General features: G+C 71.1%; 17 protein-coding genes. 9 read left to right on the top strand and 8 right to left on the bottom strand.

Annotated elements, in window-relative coordinates; genetic code table 11:
- The first annotated feature begins 42 nt into the window (after positions 1-42).
- On the top strand, positions 43-1,209 hold the full coding sequence (locus DEJ01_RS14530) for an alkaline phosphatase family protein (protein WP_181438466.1): 1,167 nt from the start codon (positions 43-45) through the stop codon (positions 1,207-1,209).
- A 69-nt stretch (positions 1,210-1,278) separates the two neighbouring features.
- On the opposite strand, the gene sepH is transcribed toward DEJ01_RS14530, so the two are convergent.
- The gene (sepH, locus tag DEJ01_RS14525) at positions 1,279-2,307 is read right to left on the bottom strand and encodes a septation protein SepH (protein WP_181437710.1); all 1,029 of its coding nucleotides are present in this window, start codon (positions 2,305-2,307) and stop codon (positions 1,279-1,281) included.
- Positions 2,308-2,605: 298 nt separating this feature from the next.
- Here sepH and DEJ01_RS14520 point away from each other — a divergent pair, with 298 nt between their 5' ends.
- Positions 2,606-2,905 (top strand): DUF4193 domain-containing protein, encoded by a 300-nt coding sequence (locus tag DEJ01_RS14520; protein WP_017886098.1) that lies wholly within the window; start codon positions 2,606-2,608, stop codon positions 2,903-2,905.
- Between the two features lie 149 nt (positions 2,906-3,054).
- Here DEJ01_RS14520 and DEJ01_RS14515 read toward each other — a convergent pair whose 3' ends face one another.
- Positions 3,055-3,486: a DUF3093 domain-containing protein gene (locus tag DEJ01_RS14515; protein ID WP_111046151.1), complete on the bottom strand. Its 432-nt coding sequence runs from the start codon at positions 3,484-3,486 to the stop codon at positions 3,055-3,057.
- Positions 3,487-3,549: 63 nt separating this feature from the next.
- Here DEJ01_RS14515 and dut point away from each other — a divergent pair, with 63 nt between their 5' ends.
- From dut to DEJ01_RS14485, 6 genes are all read left to right on the top strand, one after another.
- The gene (gene dut / locus DEJ01_RS14510) at positions 3,550-4,041 is read left to right on the top strand and encodes a dUTP diphosphatase (protein WP_071403948.1); all 492 of its coding nucleotides are present in this window, start codon (positions 3,550-3,552) and stop codon (positions 4,039-4,041) included.
- Positions 4,038-4,760 (top strand): DUF3710 domain-containing protein, encoded by a 723-nt coding sequence (locus DEJ01_RS14505; RefSeq protein ID WP_027465470.1) that lies wholly within the window; start codon positions 4,038-4,040, stop codon positions 4,758-4,760. Before dut ends, DEJ01_RS14505 begins: the two co-directional genes overlap by 4 nt.
- A 32-nt stretch (positions 4,761-4,792) precedes the next feature.
- Positions 4,793-5,572, top strand: a complete 780-nt coding sequence (locus DEJ01_RS14500; protein ID WP_111046150.1) for a DUF3159 domain-containing protein — start codon at positions 4,793-4,795, stop codon at positions 5,570-5,572.
- A 128-nt stretch (positions 5,573-5,700) separates the two neighbouring features.
- Positions 5,701-8,517, top strand: a complete 2,817-nt coding sequence (gene acnA / locus DEJ01_RS14495; protein ID WP_027465472.1) for an aconitate hydratase AcnA — start codon at positions 5,701-5,703, stop codon at positions 8,515-8,517.
- Positions 8,518-8,626: 109 nt separating this feature from the next.
- Complete coding sequence (dxs, locus tag DEJ01_RS14490) at positions 8,627-10,564, top strand: 1-deoxy-D-xylulose-5-phosphate synthase (protein ID WP_111093413.1); 1,938 nt, start codon at positions 8,627-8,629, stop codon at positions 10,562-10,564.
- 165 nt (positions 10,565-10,729) lie between these two features.
- Positions 10,730-11,464, top strand: a complete 735-nt coding sequence (locus DEJ01_RS14485) for a hypothetical protein (RefSeq protein WP_146247632.1) — start codon at positions 10,730-10,732, stop codon at positions 11,462-11,464.
- 151 nt (positions 11,465-11,615) lie between these two features.
- Here DEJ01_RS14485 and DEJ01_RS14480 read toward each other — a convergent pair whose 3' ends face one another.
- From DEJ01_RS14480 to DEJ01_RS14465, 4 genes are all read right to left on the bottom strand, one after another.
- A complete protein-coding gene (locus tag DEJ01_RS14480) occupies positions 11,616-13,754 on the bottom strand; it encodes a 3-hydroxyacyl-CoA dehydrogenase NAD-binding domain-containing protein (protein ID WP_111093411.1) in 2,139 nt (712 codons plus the stop codon).
- 2 nt (positions 13,755-13,756) lie between these two features.
- A complete protein-coding gene (locus DEJ01_RS14475) occupies positions 13,757-14,974 on the bottom strand; it encodes a thiolase family protein (RefSeq protein WP_027465475.1) in 1,218 nt (405 codons plus the stop codon).
- A gap of 128 nt (positions 14,975-15,102) precedes the next feature.
- Entirely contained in the window at positions 15,103-16,413 is a 1,311-nt protein-coding gene (locus DEJ01_RS14470) for an HRDC domain-containing protein (RefSeq protein ID WP_375342385.1), read from the bottom strand.
- Positions 16,410-16,991, bottom strand: coding sequence for a DUF3000 domain-containing protein (locus tag DEJ01_RS14465; protein ID WP_017886108.1), 582 nt, complete (start codon positions 16,989-16,991; stop codon positions 16,410-16,412). Before DEJ01_RS14465 ends, DEJ01_RS14470 begins: the two co-directional genes overlap by 4 nt.
- 23 nt (positions 16,992-17,014) lie before the next feature.
- Here DEJ01_RS14465 and DEJ01_RS14460 point away from each other — a divergent pair, with 23 nt between their 5' ends.
- Complete coding sequence (locus DEJ01_RS14460) at positions 17,015-17,998, top strand: S9 family peptidase (RefSeq protein WP_181438465.1); 984 nt, start codon at positions 17,015-17,017, stop codon at positions 17,996-17,998.
- 72 nt (positions 17,999-18,070) lie between these two features.
- On the opposite strand, the gene DEJ01_RS14455 is transcribed toward DEJ01_RS14460, so the two are convergent.
- Both DEJ01_RS14455 and DEJ01_RS14450 read right to left on the bottom strand, forming a co-directional pair.
- Positions 18,071-18,529 carry a SufE family protein gene (locus tag DEJ01_RS14455; protein ID WP_027465483.1) on the bottom strand — a complete coding sequence of 153 codons (459 nt, stop codon included), beginning with the start codon at positions 18,527-18,529 and terminating at the stop codon, positions 18,071-18,073.
- Positions 18,526-19,437, bottom strand: a complete 912-nt coding sequence (locus tag DEJ01_RS14450) for a sulfurtransferase (RefSeq protein WP_111093409.1) — start codon at positions 19,435-19,437, stop codon at positions 18,526-18,528. The genes DEJ01_RS14455 and DEJ01_RS14450 overlap by 4 nt, the downstream gene beginning before the upstream one ends.
- Positions 19,438-19,494: the final 57 nt, after the last annotated feature.

The raw sequence follows: 19,494 nt of genomic DNA, 5'->3' as shown, positions 1-19,494 counted from the left end.
GCACCTTTCTGGAGAACCGGAGTCGTCTGGGAGACTCGTGGGATGGGAACAAGCGTACCGACGGCCCCCGACGCCGTCGCGAACCTCGCCGACGTCTTCCCGAGTTGCCTCGTGGCGCTCGGCGCTGCGGACGACGCGTGGTTGCGGAACGACGGCCTGGAGGCCCGGATCGCCCTCCGCCCCGCCCGCTCGGCGATCGTCGTGCTGGTCGACGGCCTCGGTTCCGCCGCGCTGGCGGCGCGCGCCGGGCACGCCCGCTGGCTGACCGGTGCGAAGGGCACCGGCACCGCGAAGAAGCTCCGGAGCGGGTTCCCGACGACGACCGCGGCGGCGCTGAGCACCCTGACCACGGGCCGGTCGCCCGGCACCCACGGCGTCGTCGGGTACAGCGGCTGGAACCCGGACACCGGTGCCGTGATGAACCTGCTCGGCGGCTGGGACACCGAGGTGCCCGCGGACTGGTTCCTGACGCAGACCCTGTTCACCCGGGCCGCGGAGCTCGGGCTCGACCCCGTCGTCGTCGGGCCGGACCGGTACCGCTCGTCCGGGATGACCGCGAACGTGCTCGGCGGCGCCCGGTACGTGTCGGCGGACACCATCCCGCAGCGTGTCGATGCCGCACTGGCCGAGACCGCCACCGGCCGCTCGCTCGTCTACCTGTACGTGCCGGAGCTCGACTCGATCGGGCACAAGTACGGCTGGCAGTCCGACCGGTGGACGGCCGCCCTCGAGCTGCTCGACGGGGAACTCGCCCGCCTCGATGCGCGGACCGCCGACGACGTGGGGGTCCTGGTGACGGCGGACCACGGTGTGCTCGACGTGCCGGACCACGCGAACATCGCCATCGACCCGCTGCTGCTCACCGACGTCGTCGGCGTCGCGGGCGACCCGCGCTGCCGCCAGCTCACCGTCGCACCCGGTACCGACGTCCGAGCCCTCGTCGGCGCGTTCCGGGCCCGCTACGGCAAGAAGGCCTCCGTCGCCAGCCGTGCCGAGGCGATCGAGGCCGGGTGGTTCGGGCAGGTGTCCGACCAGGTGCTGCCGCGCATCGGCGACGTGCTCGTCGTGGCGCGCGGCTCGTGGGCGTTCAACGACGACCGTGCCCTGCGCGAGGACGAGACGCCGAAGCGCATGATCGGCCAGCACGGGGCGATGACCGACGAGGAGACGATCGTGCCGCTCCGGCTCGCCGGCGCGTTCGCCCACTAGGAGCGTCGGTGCCCACCAGGGGCGTCAGTGCTCACGAGGGGCAGTGCCGACGGCCGGTGTGCGTGCCGATCAGGCGGGGTCGTCGTCCGGGCGGGTGCCGAAGACGATCTCGTCCCAGCTCGGCATCGAGCGGCGGTTGCGCTTCTTGCGTTCGCCACGGCTCTCGGGCTCGGGCGCCGAGGCCGGGCGGGTGTCGGTCGACTGCGGTGCGGTGTCGTGCGCGCCGCCGTCCTCGAAGCCCTGCAGCGGGATGTCGACGACGCTGATGGACGTGCCGCGGGCGGACTCGTCGCGCTGCTCGCCGAAGGACGCGGCTTCGCGCTCACCGCGGCGACGGCGGAGCGCCTCGAGCAGGTCGGCGGTCTCGTTGCCGGGAGCACGCTCTTCCACGGCGGCCTGGCCGATGCGGGGCAGCGGTGCACGGAGCGGCGCGTGCTGGGACGGCTCGGGCTCCGCGGCCGGCTGCTCCGGCTCGTCGACGCGGAAGGCGCCGGAGTCGAAGCGGGTGCCGTCGTCGTCCTGCTGCTCGAACTCGACCGCACGCAGACGCGGGGCGATGCCCTCGTCGTCGGTGTGCGACAGCCGGTGCGCGTCGCCGTTGTCCGGTACGAGGGTCGAGGTCTTGGGGTCGAAGTGCCACTGGGCGTCGTGCTCGACCTCGCCAGCGGTGTAGCGGACGCGGACCTGCCAGCCGCTCTCCGGGTGCTTCCAGGAGCCCCAGGTGATCGCGGTGGCCTCGCCGGCCTCGAGCTTCGCGGTGATCGCGGGGCCGAAGGTGTCGGGGGCCTCGTCGTCGACCGGGGTGACCGGCACGCGGTGCGAGGCGTCGAGGATGAAGGCACGCTCGGCGAGGACCGGGCCCTCGAAGCGGCGGACGTACTCGACGTCGACGTCGAGCGCGGCGGCCACGTCGGCGGCGTCGGCGCCACCACGGATGCGCGCCTGGACGTCCTTGGGGGAGACCCGCTTCTGCGGACCGGCGTCGGGGTTCGCCTGGCGCACCTGGCCTGCCAGCGACGACGTGACGGGCAACCGGAACTCGGTGCCGCCGTCGGTCGCCAGGAGGAGTGCGCCGGACTCGACTCCGATGACTCTCACGTCTTGCATGGTTCCGCCTTCCCAGCGTCGCGTACGGTGCTGCTGTCGTACCCCGTGAGTATGCAGGGACGACGGGCGGTTTCCGGGGAGGCGCACGGGCGTGCCGCGGACATCCGCACGGCCGATCCCGGGCGGGCGGCGCTCCGGCAACGGGTGTCGGGAATGTCCGGTTCCGGTCGTGGGTTGCACAGCCAGCACGACCCGCCGCAGCACTCGGTTTGCGCTCTGGCGGGGCGTGGTGCAAACTGTCGCCGCCGATCACCCGGCGACGACCTCTCGATACGAGAAATGGATGGGCATGGCCACCGATTACGACGCCCCCCGGAAGACCGACGACAACTCTGACTCAGAGTCGATCGAGGCCCTCAAGGAGCGCGTTCCCGACAAGATGTCGGGGGTCGTCGACGATGATTCCGACAACCCCGGCAGCTTCGAACTCGCCGGGCAGGACCTCAGCGACGTCGACCTCGACGTCGTGGTGCTGCCCCCGCAGGTCGATGAGTTCACCTGCGTCGAGTGCTTCCTCGTGAAGCACCGCTCCCAGCTCGACCACGAGTCGAAGCTCGGACCGGTCTGCGCGGAGTGCGCTTCGCTCTAGCGAGCACAGCCGCGTCGCTCTCGACGCAACGATCAGCGAAGGCCCCGCATCCTCCAGGGATGCGGGGCCTTCGTCGTGTGCTGCGAGGCGGGGCCGAGCCGCGCCTCCAGGCCGTGGCCCGTGGACCGTGGACCGTGGACCGTGGTCCGTCAGGAACGCAGCGCCTCGACGACCTTGCCCGGGTGCCGGACGCTGACCAGCCAGTAGGGCGTCGGGTCCGCGTCGTCGCGCACCTCGACCTTGACGACCCCGCGGACGTAGCCGCGGAAGAGGGTCCAGGCGCGGGCGTCGAGTGCCGGCCCGCGCTGCTCGGTGGCCGCTGCGCCCTCGAACGCCTCGGTCGTGCCGACGAGCGTGCGGGGGAGGTGGGCCTTGCCCGCGCGGAACTCGGTGTCGGTGACCTCGACGGTGGGTGCGAGTGCCCACAGGAGGACCAGGACCCCGAGCTCCATCCCGATCGCCACGAGGACGCCGGCCAGGACGCTGATGGGGAGGAAGACGAGCAGGGTGGCGGGGATGACGAGCGCCGTCGCCAGGTAGAGGGCGGGCGGGGCCCAGAGTCGTTCGCGGTACAGGGTCACGGGTCCATTCGATCACGAGCGAGCGAGGTCACGGAACGGTCACGGCTGCACTACCCTCGTCACGTGACCGAACCAGTCGACGTCCTCTGGACCGGGGAGCACGCTCCCGGCCACGCCCACCCCGGCGACGCGGGTGCCGATCTCGTCTCCACCGAGGCCTTCGTGCTGCAGCCGGGGGAGCGACACCTGGCCGCCACGGGGCTGCGCATCGCGCTGCCCGAGGGCTACGCCGCGTTCGTTGTCCCGCGGAGCGGCCTGGCGGCGAAGCACGGCATCACGATCGTGAACAGCCCCGGCACCGTCGACTCCGGCTACCGCGGGGAGATCAAGGTCGCCCTGCTCAACACCGACCAGACGGAACCGTACGAGGTGCACGTCGGCGACCGCATCGCCCAGCTGATCGTGATGCCGGTCCCGCAGGTGACCTACACCCGGGTCGACGACCTGCCGGACAGCGTCCGCGGACAGGGCGGGTTCGGCTCGTCGGGCTACGGTGACCGGAGCGACGCCGTGACCGGTGCCGCCGCAGACGCTCAGGAAGGAACGCGCGCATGAAGTTCGGCCGACGCAAGCGGGACGAGGTCGAGGTGGCGGACGCCGTCGCCGACGACATCGAGGTCGCGGACACGTCCCCCGAGGTCGACATCGCGACGGATGCCGACGCGGACCTCGACGAGGTCGACGCGGTCGCCCCGACGGACAAGTCCGCTCCGGAGGACCGGGCCGAGAACGGCCCCCACGACGAGACCGAGGCGAACCTGGTCCGCCCCTACGTCGACCTGGGCGGGGTGAAGGTGCTCCCGCGCGAGGGCCTGCACCTGCGCCTCGAGGTCGAGGAGGGCTCGCAGCGCGTCGTCGCGGTCGGGCTCGACTACGACGAGTCCACGCTGCAGGTCCAGCCGTTCGCGGCACCCCGGTCCACCGGCCTGTGGCACGAGATCCGCGCCCAGATCGCCGAGCAGATCGAGCGCCAGGGCGGTGTCGTGACCGAGGTCGACGGCCCGTTCGGCCCCGAGCTCCGCGCGTCCGTCCCGGTCGCCGTGGACGGCGACGGCGGCACCGCGGGCTCCCGTCCGGCCCGTTTCGTCGGCGTCGACGGCCCGCGCTGGTTCCTGCGCGGCGTGATCGCCGGCAAGGCCGCCGAGCAGCCCGACGACGCGAGCGAGATCGAGGAGCTGTTCCGCAGCGTCGTCGTCGTGCGCGGCACGACGCCGATGCCGCCGCGCGACCTCATCCCGCTGCACATGCCCAAGTCGACGCAGACCGCGATCTGACCGACTGACGACCAACCCCGCCTGGAGGCACGGTGCCGGACCACGACGACACCCCACGACCCGAGACGGCTGGCTCCGACCCCGTTGCGCCGGCTGCTGAGCCCTCGGTGGCGCCGTCGTTCTCCGCGCAGTTCCGTGACGCCGTGCAGAACGCCGGGATCGCCCGCGTGGCACCCGGTGAGGCACCGTCCGGCCGGGCGCTGCTCGGCGCGGTCGGCGGGGTGCGCGGGCTCGCCGAGTCGGTGCTGCCCGGGTTCGCGTTCCTGGTCGTCTACGCGATCACGAAGGAGCTCGTGCCGAGCGTCGTGATCCCGGTGGCCGTCGGGCTCGTCTTCGTGGTGCTCCGGCTGCTGCAGCGGCAGTCGGTGACGATGTCGTTCGCGGGCATCCTCGGCGTCGCGGTCTCAGCCGGCCTGGCGCTCATCACCGGACGCGCGGAGAGCAACTTCATCCCCGGGATCGTCATCAACGCCGTCTGGCTCGTCGGGCTGCTGATCACGCTGGCGATCCGCTGGCCGCTGATCGGACTCGTCGTCGGCTTCCTGCTGCCCGCGAACGAGGACGGCTCGCACGTCGACTGGCGCGCCGACCCCGTCAAGCGCCGCGTGCTGACGGTCGCCACCTGGATCTGGGTCGGGCTGTTCGCGGTCCGGCTCGCGGTGGAGGTCCCGCTGTACCTGACGGCGCAGGTCGAACTGCTCGCCGGGCTGAAGCTCATCCTCGGCGTGCCGCTGTACGCGGCGGTGCTCTGGGTGACCTGGCTGCTGGTCCGCACCGTGTTCGTCCGACGCGACGACGTCACCCCGGTGTAGAGTTCTCTCGACATCAAGATAGTTCTCGCAGGGCGCGCACGCGTCCTCGGGATTAGGTTTGCCTTGCTGGTGGGACGGTCCACGGCCCGCGAGGATGAGGGCAAACCGATCAGTAGGGAGGCGGCACGGTGGCTGCAGTCAATAGCTTCGGCTCGAAGGACACACTGTCGGTTGGGGGTGTCGACTACGCGATCCACCGGATCGACTCGGTTCCCGGGCACGAGAAGTTGCCCTACAGCCTGAAGGTGCTGCTCGAGAACCTCCTCCGCACCGAGGACGGCAAGAACGTCACCGAGGGACAGATCCGGGCGCTCGGCTCCTGGCGGCCCGACGCGGAACCCGACACCGAGATCCAGTTCTCGCCGGCACGCGTCGTCATGCAGGACTTCACGGGTGTGCCGTGCATCGTCGACCTCGCCACCATGCGCGAGGCCATGGCGGACATCGGCGGCGACCCGAACAAGATCAACCCGCTGTCCCCGGCCGAGATGGTCATCGACCACTCCGTCATCGCCGACCTGTTCGGCAGCACGGACGCCCTGCAGCGCAACACGGACCTGGAGTACGAGCGGAACGGTGAGCGCTACCAGTTCCTCCGCTGGGGCCAGACCGCGTTCGAGGACTTCAAGGTCGTCCCGCCGGGCACCGGCATCGTCCACCAGGTGAACATCGAGTACCTGGCGAAGGTCACCTACACGCGTGACTTCGACGGCGAGACCTACGCGTACCCGGACACCCTGGTCGGAACCGACTCGCACACCACGATGGTGAACGGCCTCGGCGTGCTCGGCTGGGGCGTCGGCGGCATCGAGGCCGAGGCCGCGATGCTCGGCCAGCCCGTGTCGATGCTCATCCCGAAGGTCGTCGGCTTCAAGCTCTCCGGTGAGATCCCGGCCGGCGTGACCGCGACCGACGTGGTGCTCACCATCACGCAGGAGCTCCGCAAGCACGGCGTCGTCGGCAAGTTCGTCGAGTTCTACGGCGAGGGCGTCGGCGCCGTCCCGCTCGCCAACCGCGCCACCATCGGCAACATGTCGCCCGAGTTCGGTTCGACGGCGGCGATCTTCCCGGTCGACGACGTCACGTTGGACTACCTGCGGCTGACCGGTCGCGACGAGGCGCAGATCGCCCTGGTCGAGGCGTACTCCAAGGCCCAGGGCCTGTGGCACGACGCCTCGGTCGAGCCGAACTACTCCGAGTACATGGAGCTCGACCTCTCCACGGTCGTGCCGTCCATCTCCGGCCCGAAGCGTCCACAGGACCGCATCGAGCTCACGAACGCGAAGAGCCAGTTCGAGCTCGACCTGAACAACTACACGACGCCGTCCGAGCAGACCGATCTCGACGACGCGGTCGAGGAGACGTTCCCGGCCTCCGACCCGATCGCCGCCGGTTCGACCAACGAGGACACTGCGCTGCACGAGCACGTGCACGTGTCGAGCGCACCGTCGACCGCCTCGGCGCCGACGAAGGTCGCGATGGACGGGGCCGACCCGTTCACCATCGACCACGGTGCCGTCGCGATCGCCGCGATCACCTCGTGCACGAACACGTCGAACCCGTCGGTCATGATGGCCGCCGGCATCCTCGCCCGGAACGCCGCGAAGAAGGGCCTCACCGCGAAGCCCTGGGTGAAGACCACCCTCGCGCCCGGGTCGAAGGTCGTCACCGACTACTACGAGAAGGCCGGTCTCACCACCTACCTCGAGCAGCTCGGCTTCTACACGGTCGGCTACGGCTGCACCACCTGCATCGGCAACTCGGGCCCGCTGCCCGAGGAGATCTCGCAGGCCGTGCAGGACAACGACCTCGCCGTCACCGCGGTGCTCTCGGGCAACCGCAACTTCGAGGGCCGGATCAACCCCGACGTCAAGATGAACTACCTGGCGTCCCCGCCGCTGGTCATCGCCTACGCCCTCGCCGGGTCGATGCACTTCGACTTCGACAAGGACGCCCTCGGCACCGACCAGGACGGCAACGACGTCTACCTGACCGACATCTGGCCCGACGCGGCCGAGGTGCAGCAGGTCATCGACGAGTCGATCGACACCGAGATGTTCACCCACGAGTACGGCTCCGTGTTCGAGGGCGACGACCGCTGGAAGAACCTGCCGACCCCGACGGGTGACACCTTCGAGTGGGACCAGGAGTCGACCTACGTCCGGAAGCCCCCGTACTTCGAGGGCATGACGATGCAGCCCGACGCGGTGTCGGACATCTCCGGCGCCCGGGTGCTCGCGAAGCTCGGCGACTCGGTCACGACCGACCACATCTCGCCGGCCGGTTCGATCAAGGCCGACAGCCCCGCCGGCCAGTACCTCGCCGAGCACGGCGTCGACCGCAAGGACTTCAACTCCTACGGCTCGCGTCGCGGCAACCACGAGGTCATGATCCGCGGCACGTTCGCGAACATCCGTCTGCGCAACCAGCTGCTCGACGGCGTGGAGGGCGGGTACACCCGTGACTTCACGACGCCGGACGGTGCGCAGTCGTTCATCTACGACGCCTCGCAGCACTACCAGGAGCAGGGCATCCCGCTCGTCATCTTCGGTGGCAAGGAGTACGGCTCCGGCTCGTCCCGTGACTGGGCTGCCAAGGGCACGAACCTGCTCGGTGTCCGCGCGGTCATCACCGAGAGCTTCGAGCGGATCCACCGCTCGAACCTCATCGGCATGGGCGTCGTCCCGCTGCAGTTCCCGGCGGGCGAGACGGTCGAGTCCCTCGGGCTCGACGGCACCGAGGTCGTCTCGATCTCCGGGCTGACCGAGCTGAACGAGGGCCGCACCCCGAAGACGGTGCACGTCACCGCGACGCCGAGCGAGCACTCGCCGGCCGGCAAGCAGCCGATCGAGTTCGACGCGGTCGTCCGCATCGACACCCCCGGCGAGGCCGACTACTACCGCAACGGCGGCATCCTGCAGTACGTGCTCCGTTCGCTCGTCTGACGCGACCCGGATACTGCCTGGAGGCGCGGTGCCAGCTGGCACCGCGCCTCCAGTCCGTTCTGTCCCCACGCGCATAGAGTGGGCCGACAGCCCCACGAAAGGAGCGCCCGTGAGCATGCTCGCCAGCATCACGTCGCCGCGCGACCTGAAGCGTCTCTCCGACGCGCAGATGACCGACCTCGCCGCCGAGATCCGGCGCTTCCTGGTCGCCGAGGTCGCGAAGACCGGTGGGCATCTCGGGCCGAACCTGGGCGTCGTGGAGCTGACGCTCGCGATGCACCGCGTGTTCGACTCGCCGAACGACCCGTTCGTCTTCGACACCGGGCACCAGTCGTACGTGCACAAGCTCGTCACCGGGCGCCAGGACTTCTCGAAGCTGCGCGAACGCGGCGGCATCGCCGGCTACCCGCAGCGGAGCGAGTCCGAGCACGACATCGTCGAGTCCTCGCACGCGTCGTCGTCGCTGTCGTGGGCCGACGGCATCTCCCGCGCGTTCGGGCAGACCGGGCAGACCGACCGCACCGTCGTCGCGGTGGTGGGGGACGGCGCCCTCACCGGCGGGATGACGTGGGAGGCGCTCAACAACATCTCCGACGACAACGACCGTCGACTGGTCATCGTCGTCAACGACAACGGCCGCTCGTACGCCCCGACGATCGGTGGCATGGCGCGGTTCCTCAGCTCCGTGCGCACCCGCCGCGAGTACCGCGCCCTGTACGAGGGCACGCAGGCCGTGGCGGCACGCTTCGGCGCTCCGGGTCGTGCGGTGTACCGAGGCATGCGCGGGGGCCTGCACGGCTTCCTGTCGCGGCTGACGAACAACGAGGCGCTGTACTCGAACCTCGACATCAAGTACATCGGCCCGGTGAACGGCCACGACCAGCAGGCGATGGAGGCAGCACTCCGGCAGGCGAAGGAGTACGGCGCTCCCGTGATCGTGCACGCGATCACCGAGAAGGGCCACGGCTTCGAGCCCGCCCTGCGCGACCAGGCCGACCAGTTCCACGCCGTCGGGCACATCGACCCGGAGACGGGGGAGTCGCTCGACGCCGCATCGGGTCCGTCGTGGACCTCGGTGTTCGCGTCCTCCTTGGCCGATGCCGGTGCCTCGGATCCTCGGATCGTCGCCATCACGGCGGCGATGCTCCGGCCGACCGGGCTCCACCTGTTCCAGGAGCAGCACCCCGACCGGGTCTACGACGTCGGCATCGCCGAGCAGCACGCCGTGACGACCGCTGCGGGCCTGGCCTACGGGGGACTCCACCCCGTGGTGGCGCTCTACGCGACCTTCCTGAACCGCGCGTTCGACCAGGTCCTGATGGACGTCGCCCTGCACAAGGCCGGCGTGACGTTCGTGCTCGACCGTGCCGGCATCACCGGCCCGGACGGCCCCTCGCACCACGGCATGTGGGACCTCGCGCTGCTGCAGGTCGTGCCGGGGATCCGGATCGCCGCGCCCCGCGATGCTGCGACCCTGCGCGAGGAGTTCCGCGAGGCGATCGCCGTCGACGACGCCCCCACCGTGCTGCGGTGGTCGAAGGGGCAGGTCGGGCCGGACATCCCCGCGGTCCGTCGTCTCTCGGATGGCGTGGACGTCCTGCACGCAGCCGCGGACGACGTCGAGGACGTGCTCTTCGTCGCCGTCGGGTCGATGGTGCCGGTGGCGCTCGAGGCCGCGGCGCTGCTCGAGGCGCAGGGCATCGGCGTCACCGTCGTGGACCCGCGCTGGGTGGTCCCGATCCCCGCGTCGCTGATCGAGCTGTCGCGGACGCATCGGCTCGTGATCACCATCGAGGACGGCGTGCGGGTCGGCGGCGTCGGGACCCGGCTGCGGCAGGACCTCCGTGCCGCCGGGGTCGACACCGGGGTGAACGAGCTCGGGCTGCCCGACGCGTTCATCGACCACGCGACCCGGTCGCAGATCCTCGCCGACGCAGGGCTGACGGCGCAGGCCATCGCCCGCGACGTCATCGACCAGGTCGTCGGGACGAAGTTGCCGCAGGCGAAGCCCGCGCGCTCCCGCGAGTCGGCGGCGTCCGACCGATGACGCCTGACGGCTGACGGCTGACCGCTCGGAACCAGGTTCCGGACACGGCACCACGTTCCTCCGCGGTGCTGTGACCGGAACCTGGTTCGGTGGGAGGCCGCCCTGCCGCCGTGCTGCCATGCCGCGAGGGGCATGTGCCACGGGGACGTCTGGCAGGATCGCCACATGCGACGGGGGCTCAGGACGGTGACGGTGGGGCTCTGCCTCGCCGTGTTGGCGCTGACTTCGGGGTGTTCGGCGATGAACGACGGTTCGGTCGCGCCGGAGCTCGGTGCTGACGCCCGGGTCGGTGCCAGACAGACGATGCACCGCGTGATCGACTGGGATGGCGGGGAAGCGGTCCACCGGGTCGATGCCACCTGGACCGACTCCTGCGGGCACGCGAGCAACTCCGGCTTCTTCCAGCCCGCTGCAGGAACCACGTGCCGGATCGACGCCGGAGTGGTCTACACGATCGACGGTGCGACCACACCGGTCGACGCGGTGCGCATCGTCGGCCCAGCGCTTCGTGCAGGCGGCCTGACCGACGAGGACCTCGTGGCGCAGGCGATCCGGCCGGACGGATCAACACCGTCCTTGATCGATGTCGGTGGGCGGCAGTCGATCGCACTCGGCAGCGATGTCGGCCAGGACCGGTTCGCCGTCGTCCGGGTCCGTGGTTGGGACCAGTCACTCGGACTGTGGCAACCGGACGGATCGTCCGTCGTGCAGTCCGCGCCGGGACTCGGTGTCGACCGACGAGACGACGCCGTGCGGGCGAGCGGGGCGGACTACGTGCTCGTCGTGACGCACAGCGCCGACTACTTCACGTCGTACGACAACGAGCCGCCCGAGCCGCCGGCACCCCGGCCGTCGGCGCCGCCGTGCTTCAGTGGCAGCAACGACTGCGTCGGTGGCTGACGGCGGCGCACGGTAGCAGACGCCCGGGCTGCTGTCGGAGACGGTGGCACGCCTCGGCGCCGCACAATCAAAGTCACCCCGAACCACGGCGATCCGCGGTTCGGGGTGACTTTGGTTGTGCGGCGGTGCCGCCTTCGAGACCGAGTCGGCTCTAGCGGGAAGCGGGGCCGACGATCCGGGGCTCGTGGAACGTGCCGCCGAAGACCCGCTCGGACGCACCGGAGCGGTCGAGGTACGGGCTGATCCCGCCGGCCTGGAAGGGGTAACCCGCACCGAGGATGAGCCCGAGGTCGATCTCCTCGACGTGCTCGACGACCCGGTCCTCGAGCATGCGGTGCAGCTCGTCGGCCAGGGCGTCCTCGAACCGGCGCTGCATCTCGGCGGCGTCGACGGGCTTCGCGTCCTTCTTGGAGGGCGCGACGAGCTTCACGGCGGCGGGGTCGTACCCGGTCGCGTTGCCCTTCTTGTCGCGGGTCAGGATCGTCCCGTGCTCGGCGATCTTCTTCAGGCCGTCGCCGGGGTAGAAGCGCTCCGGCCAGGCCGCGTGGTGCGAGTCGAGCACGTGCGCGCCGACCGGCAGCCCGACGAGCTCGAGCAGCTCGAACGGGGACATCGGCAGGCCGAGCGGTGCGGCACCCTGGGCGACGGTGTCGAACGAGGTGCCTTCCTCGACGCCGCGCATCGCCTCGCCGAGCACCCGGGCGAGCACCCGGTTGACGACGAAGCCCGGCTGGTCCGCGGTGATGATCGCGGTCTTCTTCAGGGTCTTCGCGACGGCGAGGGCGGTGACGAGGGCCTCGTCCGAGGTCTTCGCCGCGCGCACCACCTCGAGCAGCGGCATGACCGCGACCGGGTTGAAGAAGTGGAAGCCGACGAGTCGCTCCGGGTTGGTGAGCACCGACGCCATCTCGTCGACGGAGAGCGACGACGTGTTCGTGGCGAGGATGGCGTCCGGTGCGATGACCTGCTCGATCTTCCGGAGGACCTCCTGCTTCACGGTCATCTCCTCGAAGACGGCCTCGATCACCCAGTCGGCGTCGGCGAAGGCGTCGTAGGACACCGACCCGCTGACGAGTGCCGTGATGCGGTTCGCGTCGTCGGGGGAGATCCGGCCCTTGTCGAGCAGTTTCGCGACCTCGCCGCGGATCCGCTCGACGCCGGCGTCGACACGGGACTGGTCGACGTCGGTGATGACGACGGGGACGCCCAGCCGTCGGGCGAACAGCAGCGCGAACTGCGACGCCATCAGCCCGGCGCCGAGGACGCCGACCTTCGTGATCTTCTTCGGTTCGACGCCCTCGGGAGCGCCGACGGGCTTCTTCGCACGCTTCTGCACGAGGTCGAAGGCGTACATCGACGCGGCGAACTGGTCGCCCGAGATGAGGTCGGCGAGGGCCTCGTCCTCGTCAGCGAAGCGTTCGTCGAGCGAACCCGACTTGGCGGCCGCGACGAGGTCGAGCGCCCGGAACGGCGACTTCGGCACGGTGCCGATCTTCGACGCGACCTGTCCGCGGGCGACCTTGACGACCGTGCCCCATGCGGCCTTCTCGAGCATGCCCGGCTCGTTCTTCCGCACCACCTTGGTCGTGCCGGTGATGACGCCGTCCGCCCATGCCACGGCCGAGGGCAGGAACGTGACGGACGGGACGAGCACGTCGCCGATGCCGATCTCGACCGCGGCCGGACCGTCCATCAGGCGGTTGTTCTTGAGCGGGTTCTCGACGATGACGCGGAGCGCGCGCTCCGGTCCGATCAGGCGGGGGAGCAGCGTCGCGCCGCCCCAGCCGGGGATGATGCCGAGGAACACCTCGGGCAGGCCGATGCCCTGCGCCGCGGACGAGAACGCCCGGTAGGTGCAGTGCAGGGCGATCTCGAGCCCACCACCGAGCGCCAGGGTGTTCACGAACGCGAACGACGGTACCCCGAGGTCGGCGAACTTGCGGAGCGTGGCGTGCCCGAGCGCGGCCAGGTCGTGGGCGGCCTCGCGCGACGGGACTGCGGCTGCCTGGGACAGGTCGGCGCCGGCGGCGAAGCAGTACTCCTTGCCGGTGATCGCGACGCCCTGGATCGTGCCCGTGGCGGCCTCGGTCTTCAGGGTGTCGAGCACGCCGGACAGCTCACGGAGCGTGCGGGGCCCGAGGGTGTTCGGCCGCTTGTAGTCCTTGCCGTTGTCGAGCGTGATGAGCGCCAGCGTGCCACCCGAGGGCATCGTGATGTGCTTGACGAACGAGTGCGTGACGACCTCGTCCTCGCTGAGTTCGGCCAGTCGGTCGTTGTCGACGATGGTCATGGTCACGCCCCCTTCCGAGCCGAACGCTCGGCCGACTTGCTGTGGTTCGGGTTCTCCCAGATGACGGTGCCGCCCTGGCCGAGCCCGATGCACATCGTGGTGATGCCGTACTTGACGTCCGGTCGCTCGGCGAACTGTGCGGCGAGCTGGTTCATCAGCCGGACACCACTCGACGCGAGCGGGTGGCCGACGGCGATCGCGCCGCCCCAGGCGTTCACGTTCGGGGAGTCCTGGGCGATGCCGTAGTTGTCGAGGAACGCGAGCACCTGGACGGCGAACGCCTCGTTGATCTCGAACAGGCCGATGTCGTCGATCGACAGGCCGGCCTTCGACAGGGCCTTGTCGGTCGCGGGGACCGGGCCGACGCCCATGACCTCGGGCTCGACGCCGGCGAAGGCGAACGAGACCATGCGCATCTTCGTCGACAGTCCGTGCTGCTTCGCACCGTCCTCGGACGCGAGCAGGCTCATGGTCGCACCGTCGTTGAGACCGGCGGCGTTGCCGGCGGTGACCCGTCCGTGGGGCCGGAACGGCGTCTTCAACGCGGCCAGCGCCTCCAGGGTGGTCCCCGGCCGCGGCGGCTCGTCAGTGCTGACGACGTCCCAGCCGTCGCCCTTGTTGACCTCGACCGGGATGACGTCCGGCTGGAGCTTCCCGTTCGCCCAGGCGGCGGCGTACCGCTGCTGGGACTGGACGGCGTAGGCGTCCGTGCGGTCCTTCGTGATCGCGGGGAAGCGGTCGTGCAGGCGCTCGGCGGTGGCGCCCATGACGAGGGCGTCGCTCGAGACCATGCGCTCCGCGACGAAGCGCGGGTTCGGGTCGGCGTTGAAGCCCATCGGGTGCCGACCCATGTGCTCGACACCACCGGCGATCGCGATGTCGGCGGCGCCGAAGGCGATGGCGCCGGCGAGCGTCGTGACGCTCGTCATGGCACCGGCACACATGCGATCGATCGCGTAGCCGGGAACCGACTTCGGCAGACCAGCGAGCATGCCCACGGTGCGGCCGAGCGTCAGCCCCTGGTCACCCTGCTGCGTGGTGGCCGCGACGGCGACGTCGTCCACTGCTGCGGTGTCGAAGGCGTTCCGGTCGAGCAGTCCGCGCATCGCGTGCACCGCGAGGTCGTCGGACCGGGTCTTCCAGAACACCCCCTTCTCGCCCGCTCGTCCGAACGGTGTGCGAACGCCGTCCACGAACACGACGTCTGATGCCTTTGGCAATCCGGGCCTCCCAGATCCTCATCGATCGGGCCGGAACGCAGGTCGCTCCGGCCTGGCCGGGCCTCGCCCGGCGACCCTCCCGACGCTATGCCCCCAGCCTGGGCGGCCGCATGCCGGTTGGGCAGTTCCTACGACTCGTCGTCGTCCGTCGCCGCGGGCCGCTGTGCAGCAGCGACAAAGGCCGACGCGATGATCGACGCGAGTTCCTCGACCTGCCACGGGCGGGCGTCGTGCTCGGCGAGGGCGGCGCCGACCAGCTCGGTCGACGGCGGCGACGGCGGGGCCCACGACACGAGCCGGAGCGTCTCCGGCGTGAGCAGGTTCTCGAGCGGGATGTCGAGCTCCTCGGCACGCTTCGTCACCGCGGCCCGCGCGGCCTTGTACCGGCGGTCCGCGGCCGGGTTGCGGTCCGCCCAGGCGCGGGGCGGGGGCAGCGTCGCCTCGCCGGCACCGCGGAGACGGGGGAGGTCCTCGGTGGTGCGGCCTTCCTCGACGGCGGCCCACCAGCGGTCGAGCTCGGAACGGCTGGCGCGGCCCGTGAACGTCTTCAGCGCACCGAGTTCGGCGCGGGACTCGGGTGCAGCGGCCGCGGCGGCGACGATCGCCGAGTCGGGGATCGTGCGCCCGGGGGCGATGTCCGCCTGTCGGGCGTACTCGTCGCGAGCGAGCCAGAGCGACCGGGCGATCGCCAGTGCTCGCGCACCACGGAGCGCGTGCATGCCGGACAGCCGACGCCAGGGCTCGGCACGGGCGGGCTTCGGCGCACGGTGCAGGACCGCGTCGAACTCCTCCTGGGCGATCCGGGTCTTGCCGGCCTCGTCGAGCTTCTCGGCGAGGGCGTCGCGGAGGTCGGGCAGCAGCTCGACGTCGAGCGACGCGTAGACGAGCCACGACTGCGGCAGGGGACGGGTCGACCAGTCGGCGGCCGAGTGCGCCTTCGCCAGGGTGATGCCGAGCAGCTGCTCGACGACGGCGCCGAGGCCGACGCGGGGGAACCCGGCGATCCGGGCACCGAGCTCGGTGTCGAAGATGCGCGTCGGGACGAGGCCGACCTCCTGCAGGCACGGCAGGTCCTGCGAGGCGGCGTGGAACAGCCACTCCTCGTCGACGATGGCGGCCTGCAGCTCGGAGAAGTCGCCGATCGGGATCGGGTCGAACAGGAACGCACCGGCACCGCGGCGGAACACCTGGATCAGGTAGGCGCGCTGCGAGTAGCGGTAGCCGCTGGCGCGCTCGGCGTCGACCGCGACGGGGCCGTGGCCGGCGGCGATGGCGGCGACCGCCTCGAGGTAGTCCTCGCGCGTGTCGATGACCTTGACGGCGTCGTGCGATGCCTCGAAGGCAGGGCTGGCAGCGGGAGCAGTCGATCCGGCAGCCGTGGCTGCGGACGCAGCCGGGCCGGTCGATCCAGCGGCGTCCTGGGGAGCGGGGTCGGTCACTTGGCGAGCCTCCTCGGGGCCAGCAGGGTCACGCCGTCCGATGCGGGCGGCAGACCGGCGAGCATGGCGACGATGTCCTGCCAGGCCCGGACGTGTGCGGTGAGGTCGTCGCCGCGCGGTGTCCACGACGCGCGGAGTTCCAGCTGGGCGCCGTCGCCCTGTGCGGCGAGGTCGCCGTACCCGCGCGAGATGATCTTGGTGGCCGTGCCCGAGGCGTGGTCGTACGTCGCACCGTGCGACTCGAGGGCGTCGACGAGCCAGCTCCAGGTCACGTCGGCGACGAACTCGTCGACGCCGATCTCCGGCTCGAGCGGCGCCTGGGCGAACGAGACGACACGGAACGCACCGCCCCACCCCTCGGGTTCTTCCGGGTCGTACAGGGCGATGAACCGGCCGGTTCCCAGGTCCGACTCGACGCCGTGCGCGGTGCCGGACACGTCCGCCGCCAGGGCGATCGAGAACGGTGCGATCCGGGTCGGCGAGGGGATCTCGGTGACGGTGGTCTCGGCACGGCCGCTGCCGCCGGACACGAACGCGCGGAGCCGCGCGAAGGCGTCGGGCTCTCGGGTTTCGGACACACATGCAGACTAGGCTCCGGGCCATGTCCCGATCCGCGCGACCCGCCGAGGACGTCGTCCAGGAGACCGCTCGATCGGCCGGGTTCATCGCACTCGGCGCCGGTCTGGCAGCTGCCGCGGTGGGGACGGCCGTCATCGGTGGCTTCGTCGCCGCCGTCGCCCGCGCCGTCGTCACCCCCGACCGCAAGCGCAACGAAAGAGTCCCGATCCACGCCGTCGACCCGGTCCGGAAGACCGTCACGATCGAGCGCACGGCCGACACCGAGCTGCAGGGCCGCTACTCGCTCTGGTTCGGCGGCGGCACCGGCCACATGCGCGTCGGCGAGGTCCTCGGCACGACCGACACCACCGTCACGCGCCGCATCATCGCGATCGACGCCGGCGATCCGACCGCTGCACGTCGAGGACGTTGGGGCGGCTGGTTCTACCTGACCCCGGGCGAGCTCGACGTGCCCGTCGAGGACGTCGACTCCGTCCTCCGCTGGCTCACCGCGCAGGACGCCCAGAGCGTCGTGCTCATGGGCTGGTCGATGGGCGGCGCCGTCGTGCTGCAGACCCTGCTCCGCTCGCGCTTCGCCGGCCTGGTCGACGGGGTGGTGCTGGAGTCCCCGGTGGTCGACTGGCACGCCGTGCTGAAGTCGCAGAGCCAGCTCCTGCGCCTGCCACGTCCGGTCCGCAAGGTCGCGCAGCGGCTGCTCCGCGCGCCGGTGCTGTACCGGCTCGCCGGGCTCCAGCAGCCCGTCGACCTGCGCGAGCTCGACATGGTCACGCGCTCCGATGAGCTCACGGTGCCGATCCTGCTCCTGCACAGCGACGACGACGGGTTCGTGCCGTCCTCGGCCTCGCACGACCTGGCCCGCGCACGGCCCGACCTGGTGCGGCTCGAGATCCAGACCACGGCCCGGCACACCAAGCTCTGGAACCACGACGCCGACTGGTTCGACGCCCGGATCCTCGCGTGGCTGACCGAGGTGGTCCAGCGGCGCGGGGCGGCCAGCGCGCGGTAGACGCGACCGGAGGACGGACGGGAGGCGCGGTGCCAGCTGGCACCGCGCCTCCCGTCCGTCAGTGGGTCGCGTCTACGCGACCGCCGCCTGCACCTGCCGCTGGACGCGGCCGAGCATGCCCACCATGCCGCGGATCCGCAGCGGGCTGACCGCTTCGGACAGGCCGATGGTCAGCGGGTAGTCCGTCGGGACGGCGAGCACCTGCTCGACGGTGAGGCCGGACAGTCCCTGCGCCAGGATCGAGGCGAAGCCGCGGGTGGTCGGCGCCTCGCGCGGGGCGGTGGCGTGCATCCGGACCACGTCCGGGGCGTCGCCGTCCTCGCCCACCGTCACGGTGATGAAGACGGGGGACTGGCACTCCTCGACGCGTTCGAGCTCGTCCTCGTGCCCCTGCAGGCGTTCGGGCAGCGCAGGCAGCTCGTTCGAGAACTCGAGCAGGAGCTGCAGGCGGTCCTTCTGGCCCAGGGCGAGGAAGTCGTCGCGGATCTCGGCGAGGGTGGCGGGGAGTGGTGCGTCGGTGCTGGCGTTCATCGGTTCGGAACAGTACCCGGCTCGGATCCCTGCACGATGGGGACGCGGACGGCGCTGCCCCACTCGGTCCACGAGCCGTCGTAGTTGCGGACGCTGTCGTAGCCGAGCAGGTGCTGCAGGACGAACCAGGTGTGGCTCGAGCGCTCACCGATGCGGCAGTAGGCGATGACCTCGTCGGCGTCACCGATGCCGGCGCCGTCACGGTAGACGGCGTCGAGCTCGTCGCGTGTCTTGAAGGTGCCGTCGGGCGCGGCGGCCGTTGCCCAGGGGATGTTCACGGCGGTGGGGACGTGTCCGCCGCGCAGCGCGCCCTCTTCCGGGTAGTCGGGCGCCGTCGTGCGCTCCCCGCTGTACTCGGGGGCGCTGCGGACGTCGATGAGCGGCTTGCCGAGGTGGGCGAGGACGTCGTCCTTGAAGGCGCGGACGGGCTCGTCGTGCCGTTCGACGACGGGGTACTCGACGGGCGTGACCGGGGTCTCGTCGGTGGTCAGGGCGCGGTCCTCGGCGATCCACTTGCCGCGACCACCGTCGAGCAGGCGGACGTCCTCGTGGCCGAACAGGGTGAACGCCCAGAGGGCGTAGGCCGCCCACCAGTTGTTCTTGTCGCCGTAGATCACGACGGTGGTGTCGCGGCCGATGCCCTTGCCGCCGAGGAGTTCGGCGAACGCGGCGCCGTCGATGTAGTCGCGCTGCACCGGGTCGTTGAGGTCGGTGTGCCAGTCGATCTTCACGGCGCCCGGGATGTGCCCCGTCTCGTAGAGCAGGACGTCCTCGTCGGACTCGACGACCACCAGGTCGGGCGCGCCGGCCCCGGCGTCGAGTTGCTCCTGCAGCCACTCGGTGGAGACGAGGCGCTCCGGGTGCGCGTAGGCGGCGAACTTCTCGGACGGGTCGACCGGTGCGGTCATCGGGGGTACCTCCAGGGGTGCGGGGGAGCGTGGTGCGGGGCGAGCGTGGTGCGGGGC

Source organism: Curtobacterium sp. MCLR17_040, from assembly GCF_003234735.1.
Lineage (GTDB): Bacteria > Actinomycetota > Actinomycetes > Actinomycetales > Microbacteriaceae > Curtobacterium > Curtobacterium flaccumfaciens.
The sequence above is the reverse complement of the archived record's forward strand: the minus strand, read 5'-3'. Positions and strand labels throughout refer to the sequence as shown.

Bases quoted from the DNA above. Each gene is read 5' to 3' on its own strand.
- DEJ01_RS14530 (WP_181438466.1), top strand. From the start codon at position 43: ATGGGAACAAGCGTACCGACGGCCCCCGACGCCGTCGCGAACCTCGCC.
- DEJ01_RS14520 (WP_017886098.1), top strand. From the start codon at position 2,606: ATGGCCACCGATTACGACGCCCCCCGGAAGACCGACGACAACTCTGAC.
- DEJ01_RS14505 (WP_027465470.1), top strand. From the start codon at position 4,038: ATGAAGTTCGGCCGACGCAAGCGGGACGAGGTCGAGGTGGCGGACGCC.
- DEJ01_RS14485 (WP_146247632.1), top strand. From the start codon at position 10,730: ATGCGACGGGGGCTCAGGACGGTGACGGTGGGGCTCTGCCTCGCCGTG.
- DEJ01_RS14480 (WP_111093411.1), bottom strand. From the start codon at position 13,754: ATGACCATCGTCGACAACGACCGACTGGCCGAACTCAGCGAGGACGAG.
- DEJ01_RS14460 (WP_181438465.1), top strand. From the start codon at position 17,015: ATGTCCCGATCCGCGCGACCCGCCGAGGACGTCGTCCAGGAGACCGCT.
- DEJ01_RS14455 (WP_027465483.1), bottom strand. From the start codon at position 18,529: ATGAACGCCAGCACCGACGCACCACTCCCCGCCACCCTCGCCGAGATC.
- DEJ01_RS14450 (WP_111093409.1), bottom strand. From the start codon at position 19,437: ATGACCGCACCGGTCGACCCGTCCGAGAAGTTCGCCGCCTACGCGCAC.